General features: G+C 63.0%; 13 protein-coding genes. 10 read left to right on the forward strand and 3 right to left on the reverse strand.

Going from position 1 to position 19479, the window contains the following annotated elements:
• Nucleotides 1-76 precede the first annotated feature (76 nt).
• The 8 genes from carB (at nucleotide 77) to XalbCFBP2523_RS00715 (ending at nucleotide 12825) form a co-directional block, all read left to right on the forward strand.
• The gene (gene carB / locus XalbCFBP2523_RS00680) at nucleotides 77-3319 is read left to right on the forward strand and encodes a carbamoyl-phosphate synthase large subunit (protein WP_045765653.1); all 3243 of its coding nucleotides are present in this window, start codon (nucleotides 77-79) and stop codon (nucleotides 3317-3319) included.
• An 8-nt stretch (nucleotides 3320-3327) separates the two neighbouring features.
• On the forward strand, nucleotides 3328-3792 hold the full coding sequence (gene greA, locus XalbCFBP2523_RS00685) for a transcription elongation factor GreA (protein WP_196296903.1): 465 nt from the start codon (nucleotides 3328-3330) through the stop codon (nucleotides 3790-3792).
• A 4-nt stretch (nucleotides 3793-3796) separates the two neighbouring features.
• Nucleotides 3797-4723 carry a phosphoglycerate mutase gene (locus tag XalbCFBP2523_RS00690; RefSeq protein ID WP_045765655.1) on the forward strand — a complete coding sequence of 309 codons (927 nt, stop codon included), beginning with the start codon at nucleotides 3797-3799 and terminating at the stop codon, nucleotides 4721-4723.
• Entirely contained in the window at nucleotides 4720-6456 is a 1737-nt protein-coding gene (gene recJ, locus XalbCFBP2523_RS00695; protein WP_045766697.1) for a single-stranded-DNA-specific exonuclease RecJ, read from the forward strand. Before XalbCFBP2523_RS00690 ends, recJ begins: the two co-directional genes overlap by 4 nt.
• A 160-nt stretch (nucleotides 6457-6616) precedes the next feature.
• Nucleotides 6617-7742, forward strand: a protein-coding gene (prfB, locus tag XalbCFBP2523_RS00700; protein ID WP_104629872.1) for a peptide chain release factor 2 whose coding sequence is annotated in 2 segments (ribosomal slippage) — nucleotides 6617-6691 and nucleotides 6693-7742 — 1125 coding nt in all. Because the reading frame shifts where the segments join, the coding sequence is not laid out codon by codon here.
• Nucleotides 7743-7838: 96 nt separating this feature from the next.
• The gene (gene lysS, locus XalbCFBP2523_RS00705) at nucleotides 7839-9356 is read left to right on the forward strand and encodes a lysine--tRNA ligase (protein WP_045765656.1); all 1518 of its coding nucleotides are present in this window, start codon (nucleotides 7839-7841) and stop codon (nucleotides 9354-9356) included.
• A gap of 207 nt (nucleotides 9357-9563) precedes the next feature.
• Nucleotides 9564-10643: a cyclic di-GMP phosphodiesterase response regulator RpfG gene (gene rpfG / locus XalbCFBP2523_RS00710; protein WP_012915856.1), complete on the forward strand. Its 1080-nt coding sequence runs from the start codon at nucleotides 9564-9566 to the stop codon at nucleotides 10641-10643.
• Between the two features lie 4 nt (nucleotides 10644-10647).
• Nucleotides 10648-12825, forward strand: a complete 2178-nt coding sequence (locus tag XalbCFBP2523_RS00715) for an ATP-binding protein (protein ID WP_045765657.1) — start codon at nucleotides 10648-10650, stop codon at nucleotides 12823-12825.
• Between the two features lie 60 nt (nucleotides 12826-12885).
• Here the strand turns inward: XalbCFBP2523_RS00715 and XalbCFBP2523_RS00720 are convergent, their stop codons facing one another.
• The 3 genes from XalbCFBP2523_RS00720 to acnA form a co-directional block, all read right to left on the reverse strand.
• The gene (locus XalbCFBP2523_RS00720) at nucleotides 12886-13755 is read right to left on the reverse strand and encodes a crotonase/enoyl-CoA hydratase family protein (protein WP_045756818.1); all 870 of its coding nucleotides are present in this window, start codon (nucleotides 13753-13755) and stop codon (nucleotides 12886-12888) included.
• Between the two features lie 129 nt (nucleotides 13756-13884).
• Entirely contained in the window at nucleotides 13885-15567 is a 1683-nt protein-coding gene (locus XalbCFBP2523_RS00725) for a long-chain fatty acid--CoA ligase (protein ID WP_045765658.1), read from the reverse strand.
• A gap of 291 nt (nucleotides 15568-15858) precedes the next feature.
• Entirely contained in the window at nucleotides 15859-18618 is a 2760-nt protein-coding gene (gene acnA, locus XalbCFBP2523_RS00730; RefSeq protein WP_045765659.1) for an aconitate hydratase AcnA, read from the reverse strand.
• A 151-nt stretch (nucleotides 18619-18769) separates the two neighbouring features.
• On the opposite strand from acnA, the gene XalbCFBP2523_RS00735 reads away from it, so the two are divergent.
• Nucleotides 18770-19027 carry an AbrB/MazE/SpoVT family DNA-binding domain-containing protein gene (locus XalbCFBP2523_RS00735; RefSeq protein WP_045766698.1) on the forward strand — a complete coding sequence of 86 codons (258 nt, stop codon included), beginning with the start codon at nucleotides 18770-18772 and terminating at the stop codon, nucleotides 19025-19027.
• On the forward strand, nucleotides 19024-19431 hold the full coding sequence (locus XalbCFBP2523_RS00740) for a type II toxin-antitoxin system VapC family toxin (RefSeq protein ID WP_012915862.1): 408 nt from the start codon (nucleotides 19024-19026) through the stop codon (nucleotides 19429-19431). The genes XalbCFBP2523_RS00735 and XalbCFBP2523_RS00740 overlap by 4 nt, the downstream gene beginning before the upstream one ends.
• Nucleotides 19432-19479: the final 48 nt, after the last annotated feature.

Here is a 19479-nt window from a genome sequence, read left to right on the forward strand (position 1 = left end):
CGCTCCACCGCTGGCGTCATCAGATCACCTGGCAGGCCCCCGTGGCGTGGCAGGACCGCCTTTACTGAGAATCCTCATGCCCAAGCGCACAGACCTTCAAACCATCCTCATCATCGGCGCCGGCCCGATCGTCATCGGTCAGGCTTGCGAATTCGATTACTCCGGCGCGCAGGCGTGCAAGGCGCTGCGCGACGAGGGCTACCGCGTGGTGCTGGTCAACAGCAACCCGGCCACCATCATGACCGACCCGAACATGGCCGATGCCGTGTACATCGAGCCGATCAACTGGCAGACGGTGGAGAAGATCATCGCCAAGGAAAAGCCCGATGCCTTGCTGCCGACCATGGGCGGGCAGACCGCGCTGAATTGCGCGCTGGATCTGGCCGATCACGGTGTGCTGGAAAAGTACGGTGTCGAACTGATCGGCGCCAAACGCGAGGCCATCCGCATGGCCGAGGACCGCGAGTTGTTCCGTGTGGCGATGGGCGAAATCGGCCTGGAGTGTCCCAAGGCGGCGGTGGCGCGCACGCTGGAAGAAGCGCTGGAGATTCAGACCAAGGTGGGCTATCCGACCATCATCCGGCCCAGTTTCACTCTGGGCGGTAGCGGTGGTGGCATTGCCTACAACCGCGAGGAACTGATCGAGATCGTCGGGCGCGGTTTGGAGTTGTCGCCGACCAGCGAGGTGTTGGTCGAGGAGTCGGTGCTGGGCTGGAAGGAGTTCGAGATGGAAGTGGTCCGCGACACCGCGGACAACTGCATCATCGTCTGCGCGATCGAGAACCTGGACCCGATGGGCGTGCACACCGGTGACTCGATCACCGTGGCTCCGGCGCAGACCCTGACCGACAAGGAATACCAGCGTCTGCGCGATGCGTCCATCGCGGTGCTGCGCAAGATCGGCGTGGATACCGGTGGCTCCAACGTGCAATTCGGCATCAACGCGCAGACGGGGCGCGTGGTGGTGATCGAGATGAATCCGCGCGTGTCGCGTTCCTCGGCGCTGGCATCCAAGGCCACCGGCTTCCCGATCGCCAAGGTCGCGGCCAAGTTGGCGGTGGGTTATACCTTGGACGAATTGAAGAACGAGATCACCGGCGGTTTGACCCCGGCCTCGTTCGAGCCGGCGATCGATTACGTGGTCACCAAGATCCCGCGTTTTGCGTTCGAGAAATTCCCGCAGGCCGATGCGCGCCTGACCACGCAGATGAAATCTGTGGGGGAGGTAATGGCGATGGGTCGCACCTTCTCCGAGTCGCTGCAGAAGGCGCTGCGCGGCCTGGAGACCGGCAAGATCGGGCTGGACCCGACCGGTTTGGATTTGCGCAACGAGGACGATCTGGCCGCGCTCAGGCACGAGCTGAAAGCGCCTGGCCCGGAGCGCCTGTTCTACGTCGCCGATGCGTTCCGCGCGGGCATGAGCGTGGAGCAGGTGCATGCGCTGTCGTTCATCGATCCATGGTTCCTGGACCAGATGGAGGACTTGATCGCGCAGGAGAAGCAAGTGGCTGCCGACGGCCTCGATGCGCTCGACGCCGCGCGGCTGCGCACGCTCAAGCGCGCCGGCTTCTCCGATGCGCGCCTGGCGCAATTGACCGGCACCAACGAGGCCGCGATCCGCGCATTGCGCCGCGCGCACAAGGTGCGCCCGGTGTACAAGCGGGTGGACTCGTGCGCGGCCGAATTCGCCACCAGTACCGCTTATCTGTACTCGACCTACGAGGACGAGTGCGAGGCCGCGCCGAGTGACCGCAACAAGATCATGATCCTGGGCGGTGGCCCCAATCGCATCGGCCAGGGAATCGAGTTCGATTATTGCTGCGTGCATGCGGCGCTGGCGCTGCGCGAGGATGGCTACGAGACCATCATGGTCAACTGCAATCCTGAGACCGTGTCCACCGACTACGACACCTCCGATCGCCTGTACTTTGAGCCACTGACGCTGGAAGACGTGCTGGAGATCGTCGACTTGGAGCAACCCAAGGGCGTGATCGTGCAGTACGGCGGACAAACTCCGCTGAAGCTGGCACGCGCGCTGGAAGCCAACGGTGTGCCGGTGATCGGCACCTCGCCCGATTCGATCGACTTGGCCGAGGACCGCGAACGCTTCCAGCAACTGGTCGACCAACTCGGTTTGAAGCAGCCGCCGAATCGCATCGCCCGCAACGCCGAAGAGGCGCTGGTGCTGGCGCGGGAGATCGGCTATCCGCTGGTGGTGCGCCCGAGCTACGTGCTCGGTGGTCGCGCGATGGAGATCGTGTACGGCGAGTCCGACCTGGCGCGCTATGTCCGCGATGCGGTCAAGGTCTCCAACGAGTCGCCGGTGTTGCTGGATCGCTTCCTCGACAACGCGGTGGAAGTGGACGTGGACATCATCGCCGACAAGGATGGGAAGGTCTTGATCGGCGGGGTCATGGAGCACATTGAGGAGGCCGGCGTGCATTCCGGCGATTCCTCCTGCTCGCTGCCCCCGTACTCGCTGTCGCCGGCTACCCAGGCCGAATTGCGTCGGCAGGTGGTCGAATTGGCCAAGGCGTTGCATGTGGTCGGGCTGATGAACACCCAGTTCGCGGTGCAGGTCAACGATGCCGGCGACGATATCGTGTACCTGCTGGAAGTGAACCCGCGCGCCTCGCGCACCGTGCCGTTCGTGTCCAAAGCTATCGGCGTGCCGTTGGCCAAGATCGCCGCGCGCTGCATGGCCGGCAAGACCCTGGCCGAACAGGGTGCGCTGAAGGAAATCGTGCCCGACTACTACTCGGTGAAGGAAGCGATCTTCCCGTTCGCCAAGTTCCAGGGCGTGGACCCGATCCTCGGCCCGGAGATGCGCTCCACCGGCGAGGTGATGGGCGTGGGGCGCAGCTTCAGCGCCGCGTTCGCACGTGCGCAGGAAGCCGGTGGGATCAAGGCGCCACCGTTGGGCAAGGCCTTCGTCTCGGTACGCGATCCAGACAAACAGCGTGTGCTGCCGGTGGCGCAGGCGCTGGTCGAACGCGGCTACACGCTGGTCGCCACCCGCGGCACCTGTGCCTGGCTGCAGCAGAACGGGCTGCAGTGCGAACAGGTCAATAAGGTAGCCGAGGGGCGTCCGCACATCGTCGATCGGATCAAGAACGGCGAAATCGTGTATATCGTCAATACCACCGAGGGCCGGCCGGCGATTTCCGACTCGTTCTCGATTCGACGTGAAGCGCTGCAACAGCGCGTCACCTATTCCACCACGGTCGCCGGCGCGCGTGCGCTGGTGCATTCATTGGAATTCCGCGGCACCGGCCCGGTCTGGGCGCTGCAGGAACTGCATAAGGAGTTGGAAGCGTGAGAGCCCCGATCACCTTGCAAGGCGCGCAGCGCCTGCGCGAAGAGCTCGACCACCTGAAATCGGTCAAGCGCCCGGAAATCATCAACGCCATTGCCGAGGCCCGCGCGCACGGCGATCTCAAGGAGAACGCCGAATACCATGCCGCGCGCGAGCAACAAGGCTTTATCGAAGGCCGCATCAAGCACCTAGAGAGCGAGCTGTCGCATGCCGAGGTCATCGATATCAGCAAGCTGGCGGTCGGCAGCAAGGTGGTGTTCGGCGCCACCGTGACCTTGGCCGACGTGGAGACCGACGAAGAAAAGCGTTATCAGTTGGTCGGCGACCTGGAGGCGGACATCAAGCTGGGCTTGATCGCGATTTCCTCGCCGCTGGCGCGCGCACTGATCGGCAAGATGGAAGGCGATAGCGTCGGGATCGATGCGCCGGCCGGGCATCGCGAGTACGAAATCGTCAGCGTTCAATACCTCGGCTGAGGCCATGACGATTGCCAGTGTGCTGTTGCCGGAGCGCAGTCGTCTGGCCGGCGTTGCGCTGGCCGGCGAGGTGGCGCGCGCCTTCGGGCGTGCCGACCGCGAACAGTGCCAGCCCGGCAGCGAAGCACAGCTGCGCCGCCATTTCGCGTTGCCGTCCGGCTCCTGGCCGGTCGCCGCGCTGACCCGGCAACGCGATGCCGGCGACGCTGGCGATAGCCTCTGGCTGCGTGCCGACCCCGCTTATGTGGTGCCGGACATGCAGGGCGCGCGGTTGATGGCGCATGGCGACATGCTCGCCATCGATGCGGTGGACCTAGACGCGCTGCTGCCGGCCTTGCAGGATCTGTTCGCCGAGAACGTACTGGCGTTGGATGCGCCCGATCCCACGCGCTGGTATCTGCGCGTGCCGCCGGGGCAGGCGCTGCCTGTGTTCACCGCGCCGGCGCAGGTGCTAGGTGCGGATCTGTTCGATTATCTGCCGCAGGGCGAAGACGCACGCCGCTGGCGCGCCTTGCTGACCGATGCGCAGGTGCTGCTGCATCAGCATCCCTGGAACCGCGAGCGCGTCGCCCGCGGCCAGACGGCGATCAATTCGCTATGGTTCTGGGGCGGTGGCGCGCTGCCGGCCACGGTCGCCACCGCGCACGTGCAGGTACGTAGCCGCGAGCCACTGCTGTGTGCGCTGGCCCAGGCGGCCGGTATCGGCCCCGACCAGACGCAGGCGTCGCGCGTCGATGCGTTGATCGACCTACGCCAGTTGCGTGCGCCGGAGCAATTCGTCGGTGAGTTGATGCAGCCGCTGCTGCGGGCGCTGTGCGAGGGCGAATTGCAACAGGTACTGCTGGATTTCGAGGACGGCGCCTGCTTCCGCATCGCCGGCACGCAACGTTGGCGTTTCTGGCGGCGGCCGCTGGCACGTCTGCACGGATGACCCAGCTGTTGCGCATCACCCGGCGGCCCGTCGCGGTCGTGGACGGGCAATGGAGTGATGCCACCCTGCCGCTGCTGCGCCGCGTCTACGCCGCGCGCGGCGCGCACGACACGATCCTGGCCCAGCCTACTCTGGCGCAGTTGCTGCCACCGGACACGTTGAGCGGCATCGACGCGGCGGTCGCCTTGCTTGCCGAGGCGATCATGGCCGAGCAACGTATTTTGGTCGTCGGCGATTTCGATTGCGACGGCGCCACCGCCTGTGCGGTGGCGGTGCGTGGGCTACGGTTGCTTGGGGCCAGTCAGGTGCTGCATGCGGTTCCCAATCGCATGGTGCATGGCTATGGCTTGTCGCCGGCGTTGGTGGCCGAGTTGGCCCCGCTGCAGCCGGATCTGCTGGTCACGGTCGATCACGGCATCGCTTGCCATGCCGGCGTCGCCGCGGCCAAGGCGCTGGGCTGGCGGGTGCTGGTCACCGATCATCATCTGCCGGGGCGGACGCTGCCGCTCGCCGACGTCATCGTCGATCCCAATCTGGCCGGCGATGCGTTCCCCAGCAAGATGCTGGCCGGCGTCGGGGTGATCTTCTACGTGTTGCTGGCGCTGCGCCGGCATCTGCGCGAACGTGGTGCGTTCGCGACCGCCGCAATGCCGGATCTGGGCGTGCTGCTGGACTTGGTCGCAGTCGGTACTGTTGCCGATCTGGTGCCGTTGGACGCGAACAACCGCGCGTTGGTGTCGGCCGGATTGCGCCGATTGCAGCGCGGCGACGGCTGTCTTGGCCTGCGTGCGTTGATCGAAGTCAGCGGCCGCGATCCGGCACGGCTCAGTGCCAGCGACATCGGCTTCGCGCTGGCGCCACGGCTCAATGCCGCCGGTCGCCTCGAAGACATGGCACTGGGCATCGCGTTGCTGCTGTGCGAGGAGCCGCAGCAGGCGCATGCGATCGCTGCGACGCTGGAGCAGATTAATGCTGAGCGCCGCGCGGTGCAGCAGCAGATGACTGACGCGGCCGAGGCGGTGGTGGCGCAGGCGCTGCTGGCTGCACCCGAGCAGCCGCCGGTGGCGGTGTGCCTGTTCGATCCGCAATGGCATCCGGGGGTGATCGGCCTGGTCGCGTCGAAGATGAAGGACCGTCTGCACCGTCCGGTGATCGCCTTCGCTCCCGCCGAGCCAGGCAGCGACCAGTTGCGCGGTTCGGCGCGCTCGATCCCCGGTTTTCACATTCGCGATGCGATGGCGGCGGTGGAGGCGCGCCGGCCTGGATTGATGGACAAGTTCGGTGGGCATGCCATGGCCGCCGGGTTGAGTCTGCGCCAGGCTGCGCTGGCCGAGTTCGAGCAGGCCTTTTGCGAATACGCGCGCTCTAGCCTGGATCCGCAACTGCTGCATGCCGAATTGCATAGCGATGGTGTGCTGGAGCCGCACGAGTTGGATCATCGCCACGCCGAAGCGCTGCGCCTGGGTGGGCCGTGGGGGCAAGGATTTCCCGAACCGTTATTCGACGGTGAATTCGAAGTGCTGCAATGGCGTGTGCTCAAGGAGCGCCATCTCAAGTTGAGCCTACGCTGTGCTGGCCGTCGCGCACCATTGAATGCAATTTACTTCAACGGTTGGCGTGGCAGCGAACCGGGGCGCCGTGTGCATGTGGCCTATCGCCTGGTCGCCGACGATTATCTCGGTGGCGAGGCCGTGCAACTGGTGGTGGAGTATTACCAGCGCCTGGCGGACTGAGTCGCTGCGGCATGCGCGATGTATTTCGAAGTCAAATGCGTTGGACTTCGGCGAGGTGCAGCTGGGTTCGGGTGGTCCTGCCAAGCAAACGCCGGACTGGCACTGCAGACGTGCGCCCGGAATTGCTAGAATCGCGCTCTTGTTTGCCGGAAACCCCGCAATGATTGAGCTTAATCCCATCCGTCATCGTATCGCCGATTTGTCCGATCGGGTGCTGTCGCTACGGGGGTTTCTTTGACTACGACGCCAAGAAAGAGCGTCTAGAAGAAGTCGCCCGCGAGCTGGAAAGCCCTGACGTCTGGAACGATCCCGAGCGCGCCCAGGGCCTGGGTCGCGAACGCGCCAACCTGGAGAAGACCGTCGGCGGCATCGCCAGCGTACTCGAGGGACTCAATGAGTCGCTGGAATTGCTCGAATTGGCCGAGAGCGAGAACGACGAGGACACTGCGCAGGGGGTGATCGCCGATGTCGACCGTTTCCAGACGCAGGTGGAAAAGTTGGAATTCCAGCGCATGTTCTCTGGGCAAATGGATAGCTGCAACGCCTTCGTCGATATCCAGGCCGGTGCCGGCGGCACCGAGGCTCAGGATTGGGCCGAAATTTTGCTGCGCATGTATCTGCGCTGGTGCGAATCGCGCGGCTGGAAGACCGAATTGATGGAAGTGTCCGGTGGCGAAGTGGCCGGGATCAAGTCCGCCACGCTGCGCGTGGAGGGCGATTTTGCCTATGGCTGGCTGAAGACCGAGACCGGCGTGCATCGCCTGGTGCGCAAGTCGCCGTTCGACTCGGACAACCGCCGTCACACCAGTTTCACCTCGGTATTCGTGTCGCCGGAAGTGGACGACAACATCGACATCGACATCAATCCGGCCGACCTGAAGACCGATGTCTACCGTTCTTCCGGGGCGGGCGGCCAACACGTCAACAAGACCGAGTCGGCGGTCCGTATCACCCACGTGCCGACCGGGATCGTGGTCGCCTGCCAGACCGGGCGCAGCCAGCACCAGAATCGCGATAACGCGATGAAGATGCTTGCCGCCAAGCTGTACGAATTGGAGATCCAGAAGCGCAACGCCGAGCGCGACGCGGTCGAGGCGACCAAGTCCGACATCGGTTGGGGTAGCCAGATTCGCAACTACGTACTCGACCAGAGCCGGATCAAGGATCTGCGCACCGGCATCGAGCGCAGCGACACGCAAAAGGTGCTCGATGGGGACCTGGACGAGTTCGTCGAGGCCAGCCTCAAGTCCGGTCTGGAAGCCGGTGCCAAACGCAGCGATGCCTGATCGGTCGCTTTGTAACGCCAATGAAGCAATTTGTCGTGCGTCACGAAAATAAATTGACCACTGCATCCATTCCTTTTCCTCACGCGTATTTTTCCCATGACCGAGCAGACTCCCGCGCCCTCGCTTTCCGTCGACGAGAACAGCCTCATCGCCGAGCGGCGCGCCAAACTGGCTGCGTTACGCGCCCAGGGTGTGGCCTATCCGAACGATTTCCGTCGCAGCGACTTCGCCGGCGATGTGCAGGCCGAGTTTGCCGACCTGGAGCGCTGGACCGCCGATGCGCTGGAAGCGCAGGGCCGCAGCCTGCGTCTGGCCGGGCGCCTGTTGGCCAAACGGGTCATGGGCAAGGCCAGCTTCGTGCAGTTGCAGGACGAGTCCGGGCGTATTCAGCTATACCTGCAGGCCAATGCGCTGGGCGCGGCCTACGATGCCTTCAAAGGCTGGGATATCGGCGACATCATCGCAGTGGAGGGTGGGCTCACCCGGACCAAGACCGGCGAGCTTTCGATCAAGGCGACCGCACTGCGGCTGCTGACCAAGGCGCTGCGTCCATTGCCGGATAAGTGGCATGGCCTGTCCGACGTGGAACAGCGCTACCGCCAGCGCTACGTGGACCTGATTGTGTCGCCGGAGGCGCGTGAGGTCTTCGTGAAGCGCTCCAAGATCATCCGCGCGATGCGCGCCTGGCTGGATGCGCGCCGCTTTTTGGAAGTGGAAACGCCAATGATGCATTACATTCCCGGTGGTGCCACGGCCAAGCCATTCACCACCCACCACAATGCGTTGGATCTGGATCTGTACCTGCGCGTGGCCCCGGAGTTGTATCTGAAACGGCTGGTGGTCGGCGGCCTGGAGCGCGTTTACGAAATCAACCGTAACTTCCGTAACGAAGGCGTCAGTACCCGACATAATCCCGAATTCACCATGATGGAGTTGTACGAGGCCTATGCCACGTATCACGAGGTGATGGACCTGACCGAGAGCGTCATCCGCGACGTCGCCCGCGACGTCCTCGGGACCACCCAGGTACACTGGGATGGCGTCGATATCGACCTGGGGCCGGCGTTTCGCCGCTGGCGCATGGACGAGGCCGTGCGCCACCATAATCCGCAGATCAGCACCGCCGACTGTACCGACCGTGAGGCCTTAATACGCCACTGCGAGCGGCTGAAGATCCGGACCAAGCCGTCCTATGGTTGGGGCAAGCTGCTACTGGAAATCTTCGAGGCGACGGTCGAACCGACCTTGATCCAGCCGACCTTCATCACAGATCACCCGGTCGAGGTGTCGCCTCTGGCCCGCTCCAGCGACACGGAGCCTGGTTATACCGACCGCTTCGAATTGTTCATCAATGGCAAGGAAATCGCCAATGGGTTTTCCGAACTCAACGACCCGGAAGACCAGGCGGCGCGGTTTCAGGCCCAGGTTGCGGCGAAGGAGGGGGGGGACGACGAAGCCATGCATTTCGACGCCGATTACATCCGGGCGTTGGAAGTGGGCCTGCCGCCGACCGGTGGCCTGGGTATTGGCATCGATCGTCTAGTCATGTTATTAACCGGAAGTGCCTCGATCCGTGACGTCCTGCTATTCCCGTACATGCGCCCTCAGGCTTAATATCTATACTCCAAAGCCTGGGATGGCGGCATTCTGCATCAGGGGTTGCCCGCAAACGGAAGTGAAGTGGACGTGTCGGCATGATCAGTGCCATTGCGCTCCCGTGGTTGTCTCAGTAGCCCGCGCTGTGCCGCGGGCGGAGAATTACAAATGCATGATGCCAGCATAAGCCTCTCAGGAGCATCCTCGAATGGGGATCGCGCTCCGATGACGGCGGAGATGGATAATCGCTTGAATATTGTCATCGTCGACGATCAAACATCCGCTCGCACGATGTTGCGGCATGTGATTGAAGACATCGCGCCGGAACTGAGCGTGCGCGACTTTGGCGACTCGCAGGCCGCGCTGGCTTGGTGCGAGGCGGGCAAGGTCGATCTGTTGCTGCTCGACTACCGCATGCCGGGAATGGACGGGCTGGAGTTCGCGCGGCGTTTGCGGCGCCAGCCCAAGCACCGCGATATCCCGATCATTCTGATCACCGTGGTCGGCGACGAGCCGATCCGCCAGGCCGCGCTGGAAGCCGGGGTCATTGATTTCCTGGTCAAGCCGATCCGACCGCGCGAATTGCGCGCACGTTGTCACAATCTGCTGCAACTGCGTCTGCAGAGCGAAAACATCAAGCAACGCGCGATGTCGCTGGAGCAACGTCTGCTGGCCAGCATGCGCGAAGTGGAGGAGCGCGAGCGCGAAACCCTGTCGCGGCTGGCGCGGGCCATCGAGTACCGCGATGCCGGCACCAGTGCGTATCTGGAACGCATGGCGCATGTGGCCGGGCTGATTGCCGAACAACTGGGGCTGTCCGAGGATGAGGTGCGGGTCATCGAGATGGCGGCGAGCCTGCACGATATGGGCAAGATCGCCATTCCCGATGCGGTGCTGCTCAAGCCGGGCAAGCTCAACGAGGACGAGATGGCAGTCATGCGCATGCATCCGCGCATCGGCTACGAACTGCTCAGCGGCAGTCAGAACCGTTTCATCCAAGTCGGCGCGCTGATCGCGCTGCGCCATCACGAACGCTACGATGGCAGCGGTTATCCGGATGGATTGGTCGGCGAAGCGATTCCGCTGGAAGCGCGGATCGTCGCCGTTGCCGACGTTTTCGACGCGCTGATTTCGCCGCGTCCCTACAAGGAGGCCTGGACCATGGATGCGACACTCGCTTATCTCTACGCCCAGCGTGGTCGTCTGTTCGACCCGCGCTGCGTGGATGCGCTGTTTCGCGGTCGCGAGCAACTGCAGGTGGTCTGCGAGAAGTTCTCCACCGCATCCGCGCGACCGGGGGTGTGACGTGATGAGGCCGATCCAGTGGGTTCGACAGCGCATTGTCCAACGCAAGGACAGCGAACACGCGCAGGCACTGGTGCGTATCGCGGTGATTTCGATCATTCTCGGGTACGTGTTGCTGCCTGGTCCCCGTTCCTCCTTGTCCCAGCACGCATACATGAATGTGGTTGCTGTCGTTGCGTCGGGGCTGGTGCTTTCGGTTTGCATTGTTGCTTGGCTGCTGTGGCGGCCGGAGCGTTGCGATGTGCGTCGGGTCGTCGGCATGACCGCCGACTACGGCCTGATTGCAGCCGCCATGATGGGCATGGGCGAGCCGCTAGCCTGGATGTACGTCGTGGTGATGTGGGTGACGGTCGGCAATGGCCTGCGCTACGGCAATCGCTATCTGTATCTGGCGGTGGCGATGGGGGTGGTGAGTTTTGGCGCCACGATCTTGGTGACGCCTTATTGGCGTCACAACATCGGCCTGGGGATCGGTCTGCTCATTGGCTTGTTCGCTGTGCCCTTGTATCTCTCCGAACTGCTGCAGCAGTTGACTCGGGCAACCAAGGAGGCACAGCGCGCCAACGAAGCCAAGAGCCGTTTCCTGGCCAATATGAGCCATGAGTTCCGCACGCCGCTCAATGGCCTCTCCGGTATGACCGAAGTCCTGGCGACCACGCGGCTGGACGCCGAACAACGCGAGTGCCTCAATACCATTCAGGCGTCCGCACGCAGTCTGCTGGCATTGGTCGAGGAGGTGCTGGATATCTCGGCGATCGAGGCGGGCAAGTTGCGCCTGAACAAGCGCGATTTCTCGCTGCGCGAAACGCTCGAGGGCATCAGCTTGATCCTGCAGCCGCAGGCACGTGTAAGAAACCTGGCCTACCAGGTCGAGGTCGCGCCGGATGTGCCGGATTCCCTGCACGGCGATCCTGGGCATCTGCGTCAGGTGCTGCTCAATCTGGCCGGCAATGCCATCAAATTCACCGAAATCGGTAAGGTCGACATCCGTGTGCGCCTGCACAGGAACGAACTGGGGCAGCCGACGCGCCTGGGATTCGACATTCTCGACACCGGCATCGGGGTCGCGCCGGAAATGCGCACACGCCTGTTCGATGCGTTCGAACAGGCCGACGTCGGCTTGACGCGTCGTTACGAAGGCAGTGGCCTCGGCACCACCATCGCCAAGGGCTTGGTCGAAGCCATGGGGGGCAGCATCGGATATCAGGAGCGCGCGCCGCAGGGGAGCCATTTCTGGTTCGAATTGCCGTTCGTGGCCGCCAGCGTTCCGACGCAGGCAGCAGCGGAGACGCTTGCGAGGGGGGTGCCGGCGGTCGAGGAGTTTGATGCGAGGGGGAATGTGATCGCGTTCTCCGATCCCTTCTTGCGTCACCGGGCGCGCGTGCGCAGCATGCGTATCCTGGTCGCAGACGACCATGCTGCCAACCGGATGGTGTTGCAGCGCATGCTGCAGAAGGCTGGCCATCGCAGCATCTGTGTCGATGGTGCCGAAGCGGTGCTGGATGCCCTGGCGGAAAGCGAATTCGATGCGGTGATCGTCGATCTGCACATGCCGGACATGAGCGGCTTGGACATGCTCAAGCAATTGCGGGTCATGCATGCCGGTGGTCTGCGCACGCCGGTGGTGATGTTCAGCGCCGACGTCACCCCCGAGTCGATCAAGCGATGCGAACAGGCCGGTGCGCATAGTTTTCTTGCCAAGCCGGTGGTTGCTAACCGGCTATTGGACACCCTTGCCGACATCGCTGCGGCAGGTCGCTTGCGCCTTTCCAATGAGCCCGCCGTGCGACCGCCTGTCGGAGTGGTGGATGGCGTGCTTGACTCGTCGGTGTTGGATGAACTGGCCGGACTCGGAATGGGTGATGGATTCGAGCGCGAGTTCATCTCCCAGTGCCTTAACGATGCCGAGGGTTGCCTGGGGGGTATGCAGCTCGCCGGCGATGCGGGACAGTGGGAGCGTTTACGCGAACACGCCCATGCGATCAAGGGCGTGGCCAGCAATCTGGGCTTGGTACAGCTGGCCAGTCTCGGCGGTGAAATGATGCAGATGGCCGATTGGCAGATCCGTAGCGAGTGGAAGTCACGGTTGATGGCGCTCAATGCCGCGTTGACAGAGGGCAGGGAGGCGCTTGAGGCGCGTGCCCGCCTCAGCGCGTCCTCCGAAGAGGGCGAATTGCGCTGACCTTTGCGTTATAGCCCGGGGTGCTAAACCGGGCTATTCGCGGACCGTGGCGTCATACGTTCAGGTCGTGACGTCTTCTGTGCGTCGGGTCTGCGCGCGCACCAGTCGAGCCATGGTCCGCAGCGATTTCTCGTCCAGCGCCAACGCGGACTCGACCCATATCTCGGTGATCGCCTGCAGTTCCTGTAGCGATACCGCCTGTGCCAGATTGCGTGCAGCGTTCATCGCCAGATACGACTGCGGGTTGCGACGCTGGTTATGAATGAGTTGCTTGACGCGTTCCACGCCCTCGTTTTTTGGTACAAGTACATCGACGATGCCCATCGCGTGCATCTGCTCGCTGCTGTACAGATCGGCACCCAGAATGATGCGTTCGGCGACATGCGGGGCGACGCGCTTGCAGAGAAAGCTGTAGGCGCCCATGCCCGGAATCAGGCCGAAGATGCCCTCGGGCAAGCCCATGGTGATGCCTTCCTCGGCGACGATGGTGTGGCAGGCCAGCGCCATTTCCAGTCCGCCGCCCAACGCATCGCCCTGCAACAACGCGATGGTGCGGACATCGCCGGCGAACCCTTGGTGTAGTTGATGGACGCCGTTAATGCAGCGTGTGGCGTAACTGAGAAGCCGTGCGCGGTCCTTTTTGCGGATGAGTTCTGAAAAAAGCGCCAGATCGCCGCCAAGATTGAAGACGTTCGTATCGGAGGCGATGACCAGATGTTTCAGCGTCGCTTTCTTGGATGGATGCGGCCACATGGTCATCGCTTCGAACGCCGCCAGCACCTCGTCGATCATATAGCTATGGAAGCAGGGACGTATTCCCGGCTGCGCATTCGCGTGCATGTATAGCCAATGGCTATCATCGTTGCCATTGGCTTCGACGCGGATGCTGGAATAGGGGAGGGAACGGGGCAGGGTATCGATCATGCTCATGGCGGGGTCTCGGAATAAGCGCCCGCAGAAATTAATGTGGCGCAGCGGGCGAGTGCGTTTCCACCCGGTGGATGCTACACCTTGGTACACTGAGCCCGTACTCTTTCGTGCCACCGCGCGCTGGCCTGCTTAATGCATTTGCGCGTCGCGCAACTCCCGTCGCAGGATCTTGCCGACGTTGGTCTTGGGCAATTCCTTGCGGAATTCGACGGTGCGCGGCTGCTTGTAGCCTGTCAGGTTGGCACGGGCGTGTGCCTTCACCTCTTCGGCGGTCAGGTTCGGGTCTTTTTTGACGATTACCACTTTTACCGCCTCGCCGGATTTTTCGTCCGGTACACCGACCGCGGCCACTTCCAATACGCCTGGCATCATCGCGATGACTTCCTCGATCTCGTTCGGGTATACATTGAAACCTGAAACCAAGATCATGTCCTTCTTGCGATCGACGATATAGAAGAACCCCTGCGCGTCCATCCGCGCAATGTCGCCGGTCCGGAACCAGCCGTCGGCGTCGATCGCGTGCGCGGTTTCCTCGGGGCGGCGCCAGTAACCCTTCATTACCTGTGGACCACGGATGCACAACTCGCCGATTTCGCCGGTTGCCATGATCTGCCCGTGGTCGTCTTTGATGCACACATCGGTCGAGGGGATCGGTAGCCCGATCGAGCCGTTGTATTCGTCAAGCGTCAATGGATTCATGCAAGCGCCCGGCGAGGTTTCGGTGAGTCCGTAGGCTTCCACCAGAGTGAGGCCGGTGACCCGCTTCCAGTGTTCGGCGACGGCGCGTTGCACTGCCATGCCGCCGCCCAATGTGCACTTCAGCGAGGAAAAATCCAACTGCGCGAAGCCGGGCGTGTTGAGCAGTCCGTTGAACAGGGTATTGACCCCGGTGAACGCGGTGAAGGGGAATCGCTTCAATTCCTTGATGAAGCCGGGCATGTCGCGGGGGTTGCTGATCAGGTGATTGAGTCCGCCGATCTTTACGAAGATCAGCCCGTTCGCGGTCAATGCGAAGATGTGGTACATCGGCAGTGCGGTGATGATGACTTCCTTGCCTTCTTCCAGCTTGCCGGTCACGGTGATCCAATGGCCGGCCTGCAGCATGTTCGCCACCAGGTTGCGATGGGTCAGCATCGCGCCCTTGGCGATGCCGGTGGTACCGCCGGTGTACTGCAGGAATGCGATGTCCTCTGGTGCGATATCCTGCTTCGACAGCGTATGCTTGCGGCCGAGTGCGAGTGCTTCGCGGAACCGAATCGCGTTGCTGATCGTGTAGTCGGGTACCAGCTTCTTGACGTAGCGCAGGACGAAGTTGAATAGCGCTCCCTTGGGAAAACCGAGCATGTCGCCCATCCCGGTGGTGATGACCTGTTTGATTGGCGTGCCGGCCAGCGCGTCTTCCACGGTCTTGCAGAAATTGTCCACCACCATGATCGCACTGGCGCCGGAGTCGATCAGTTGATGACGCAGTTCGCGTGTGGTGTACAGCGGATTGACGTTGACCACGGTCATGCCGGCCAGCAGCACGCCGAAGGTGGCAATCGGGTATTGCAGACAGTTCGGCATCATCAGCGCGACCCGATCACCCTTTTTAAGGTGCAGTTCGCCCAGCAGATAGGCGGCGAATTGCCGGGACAGTGCGCCGACCTCGCGGTAGGTCAACGTCGTGCCGAAGTTGGAATAGGCGGGGCGATCACTGAACTTGGCGACGGCGGTTTCGAACACCTCGGCGACCGAGCGGTACGCTTCGACGTCGATCGTGGCGTCAACGCCAGGCGGGTAACTCTGCAACCACGGACGATCCAGATTCATATGTCACTCCAAGCAACGCATTGATGGGTACGTAACGGACAGAATTCGTCGCATTTTAGCTCTGGCAGCATACCGTTCCATGATGAAAAGTCGAACCGCGCACAACTGACAGTGCGACACCCGGATGCAGTAACGAACGCACACGCTGGCCGCGTTCATGGCGGCGCTTGTCTTGCCTTGCGCCAGAACGCGTTGCGCAACACCGTCCAAAGCGTAAAAACGCATGAGAGTGGATTGGCGCTGGATCCGCCCTCTTCTGGCTGCCGTGGAGCGTGCCCGATCCGATGAGGATCAGCGACCGGCAAGTTGCCTTAGCACGTACTGCAAAAGACCGCCGTGGCGGAAGTATTCGATTTCCTTCGGGGTCAGCAGCATCACCGCCACTTCGAAGCTCTGCGAGCGGCCGTCGGCGCTGGTTGCGGTGACGCTTGCGCGCTTGCTGCCGCCGTCCTGCAGGCCAGTGATGTGCAGGATCTCCGAGCCATCAAGGCCCAGCGTTTGCGTGTTCTGTCCATCCAGGAACTGCAGCGGCAGTACGCCCATGCCGACCAGATTGGAACGGTGGATACGCTCGAAGCTCTCGGCGATCACCGCCTTGACCCCGAGCAGGTGGGTGCCTTTGGCCGCCCAGTCGCGCGAGGAGCCGGTGCCGTATTCTTTGCCGCCGATCACCACCAGCGGCACGCCATCGGCCTTGTACTGCATCGCTGCGTCGTAGATCGATTGTTTCTGCGGCTGTCCGCCACCGGGCGGGTGGTACAGGGTGTTGCCGCCTTCTTCTCCGCCGAACATCAGGTTCTTGATACGGATGTTGGCGAAGGTGCCGCGGACCATCACCTCGTCGTTGCCGCGGCGGCTGCCGTAGCTGTTGAAGTCCGCCGGTTGCACGCCACGCTCCTGTAGGAAGCGGCCTGCTGGCGAATCTTTCTTGATGTTGCCGGCTGGAGAAATGTGGTCGGTGGTGATCGAGTCGCCGAATAGCGCGAGGATGCGCGCGCCATGCACGTCCTCGATGCGGCCGATCTGCATGGTCATGCCGTCGAAGTAGGGCGGGTTCTTGATGTAGGTGGAGGCGTCGTCCCAGGCGTACAGCTCGCCGTCGGGCGAGGCGATGGTGTTCCAGCGGCTGTCGCCTTTGAATACGTCGGCATAGTTCTGCTTGAACATCTCCGGGCCGACGGTGGCGGCGATGGTGTCGCCGATCGCCTTGTTGCTCGGCCAGATGTCGCGCAGGTAGACCGGCTGGCCGTCGCTGCCTGTGCCCAGGGGGTCGCGGGTGAGGTCGATGTCGGTGGTGCCGGCGATGGCGTAGGCGACCACCAGTGGCGGCGAGGCCAGATAGTTCATCTTCACTTCCGGGTGCACGCGGCCTTCGAAGTTGCGGTTGCCCGACAGCACCGAGGTCACGACCAGGTCGTCCTTGGCGATGGCCGCCGACACCTCCTCCGGTAGCGGCCCGGAGTTGCCGATGCAGGTGGTACAGCCGTAGCCGACCACGTAGAAGCCGAGCTTCTCCAGGTCGTGCATGACGCCTGCTTTTTTCAGATAGTCGGTGACCACCAGCGAGCCTGGGCCGAGCGAGGTCTTGACCCAGGGTTGCGCCTTCAGCCCTTTGGCCACGGCATTGCGCGCGAGCAGACCGGCGCCGAGCATCACCGCCGGGTTGGAAGTGTTGGTGCAGGAAGTGATCGCGGCGATCACCACCGAACCGTCGCGCAGCTGCCAGCCCGCGCCGCTGGCATCGGCACTGTGTGCCTGCGCCGCTTGGGCCCCGACTGCGGTGCCACCGCCGCCTTCGTTCTTGAGCCGGTCTTCCTGCACGGCGTCGCTGCGGCGCTTGGCGCGCGCATCGGCGAACGGCACGAGGCTATCGCGGAAGTTGCGCTGCATGTCTTCCAATAGCACCCGGTCCTGCGGTCGCTTGGGGCCTGCCAGCGAGGGTTTGACCTGGCCCATGTCCAGTTCCAGCGTAGCGCTATAGCTGGCATGCGGGCTGTCGGCGTCGTGCCATAGGCCCTGCGCTTTGGCGTAGGCTTCGACGAGTGCGATCTGCTCGGCATTGCGCCCGGACAGGCGCAGGTAGGTCAGCGATTCGGCGTCGATCGGGAAGATGCCGCAGGTGGCGCCGTATTCGGGGGCCATGTTGCCGATGGTGGCGCGGTCGGCCAGCGGCAGGTGCTGCAGGCCATCGCCGAAGAATTCGACGAATTTGCCGACCACGCCATGCTTGCGCAGCATCTGCGTCACCGTGAGCACCAGGTCGGTGGCGGTGGCGCCTTCGGGCAGCTTGCCGGTGAGTTTGAAGCCCACCACCTGCGGAATCAGCATCGAGGAGGGCTGGCCGAGCATCGCCGCTTCGGCTTCGATGCCGCCTACGCCCCAGCCGAGCACGCCGATGCCGTTGATCATGGTGGTGTGGCTGTCGGTGCCGAACACGGTGTCAGGATAGGCGATCGCTTCGCCGTCGCGTTCGCCGGTCATCACCACCCGCGCCAGGTGTTCGAGATTGACTTGATGCACGATGCCGGTGTTCGGTGGCACCACTTTGAAGTTGTCGAACGCTTTCTGGCCCCAGCGCAGGAAGCCGTAACGTTCCTTGTTGCGCTGGAACTCGATCTTGCCGTTGAGATCGAGCGCTTCGGGTTTGCCGAACACATCGACCTGCACGGAGTGATCGATCACCAGTTCGGAGGGAATCAGCGGGTTGATCTGTTCGGGCCGCCCGCCCAGTTTGACCACGGCGTCGCGCATCGCCGCCAGGTCCACCACGCAGGGTACGCCGGTGAAGTCCTGCAACACCACGCGCGCCGGCATGAACGCGATCTCGGTGTCCGGCTCGGCGGTGGGATTCCAGCGCGCTACCGCTTCGATGTGTTCCTTGCTCACGGTCGCGCCGCCGTCCTCGTGGCGTAGCAGGTTCTCCAGCAGGATCTTCAGCGAGTAGGGCAGGCGGGCGATGTCGAAGCGCTGGCCCAGCCGCGACAGGCTGAAGTATGTGTAGCGCTTGCCGTTAACCTCCAACGAGGTGCGGGTGGAAAAGGTGTCGTGCATGATCGAACTCCTATGGCATCGAGGCTGTAGGGACGTGCCGCAGTCTGACCGATTCAGTGTAAACGTTGGGCTGCGGTCGGGGATCGTCTACGGGTTTGAGTATGTGTAATTTAGTATGTATAGTTTGTACATATCTGAAATGGGGTTCGCCATGGAAGCCATCGTCGCCGAGCGTGGACAGATCACCTTGCCCAAAGCCGTGCGCGATGCCTTGGGCTTGAGCAAGGGCACGGTGCTGAAAGTGGAGTTGGACGCTGGCCGCATCATCCTGCGCAAGAGCGTGGACGATGCGATCTCGCGTGCGCGTGGCCGCTTCAAGCTCGATGGCTTCGACAGCACCGATGAGGCGATGCGGGCGATCCGTGGCCGTGCGCCTGGCGATCCGTTCGAGTCGGACGCCACGGCGTGATCGCGATCGACTCCTCGGTGCTGGTGGATCTGCTGGCCGACAGCCCGCAGGCCGATGCGGCCGAAGCCTGTCTGCGCCAGTGCCTGAGCACCGGCCCGGTGGTGGTTTGCGGTATCGTCCTGGCGGAGGTCTGCGCGGCGCTGCGCGATGGCGCCGAGGCGCTGTCGGTTCTGGAAGAGATGAGCATCCGTTTCAATGCCCTGGAATCGAAGTCGGCGTTGCGCGCCGGCGAGATGCAGCGCCGGTTTCGTGCCCGCGGTGGTCAGCGCGAACGGGTGGTGGCCGACTTCCTGATCGGCGCCCATGCCATGCTCCAGTGCGATGCCTTGATTACCCGCGACGATGGCTTTTTCCGCGACTACTTCAAAGGTCTGAAGATCATCGTCCCCAGACCTGCGGCCTGATTCCGCACCACCGCCTGCTCATCATCTGTCTTTAATCCCGGAGAACCC

It is taken from the genome of Xanthomonas albilineans, from assembly GCF_002939705.1.
GTDB classification, from domain to species: Bacteria; Pseudomonadota; Gammaproteobacteria; order Xanthomonadales; family Xanthomonadaceae; genus Xanthomonas_A; species Xanthomonas_A albilineans.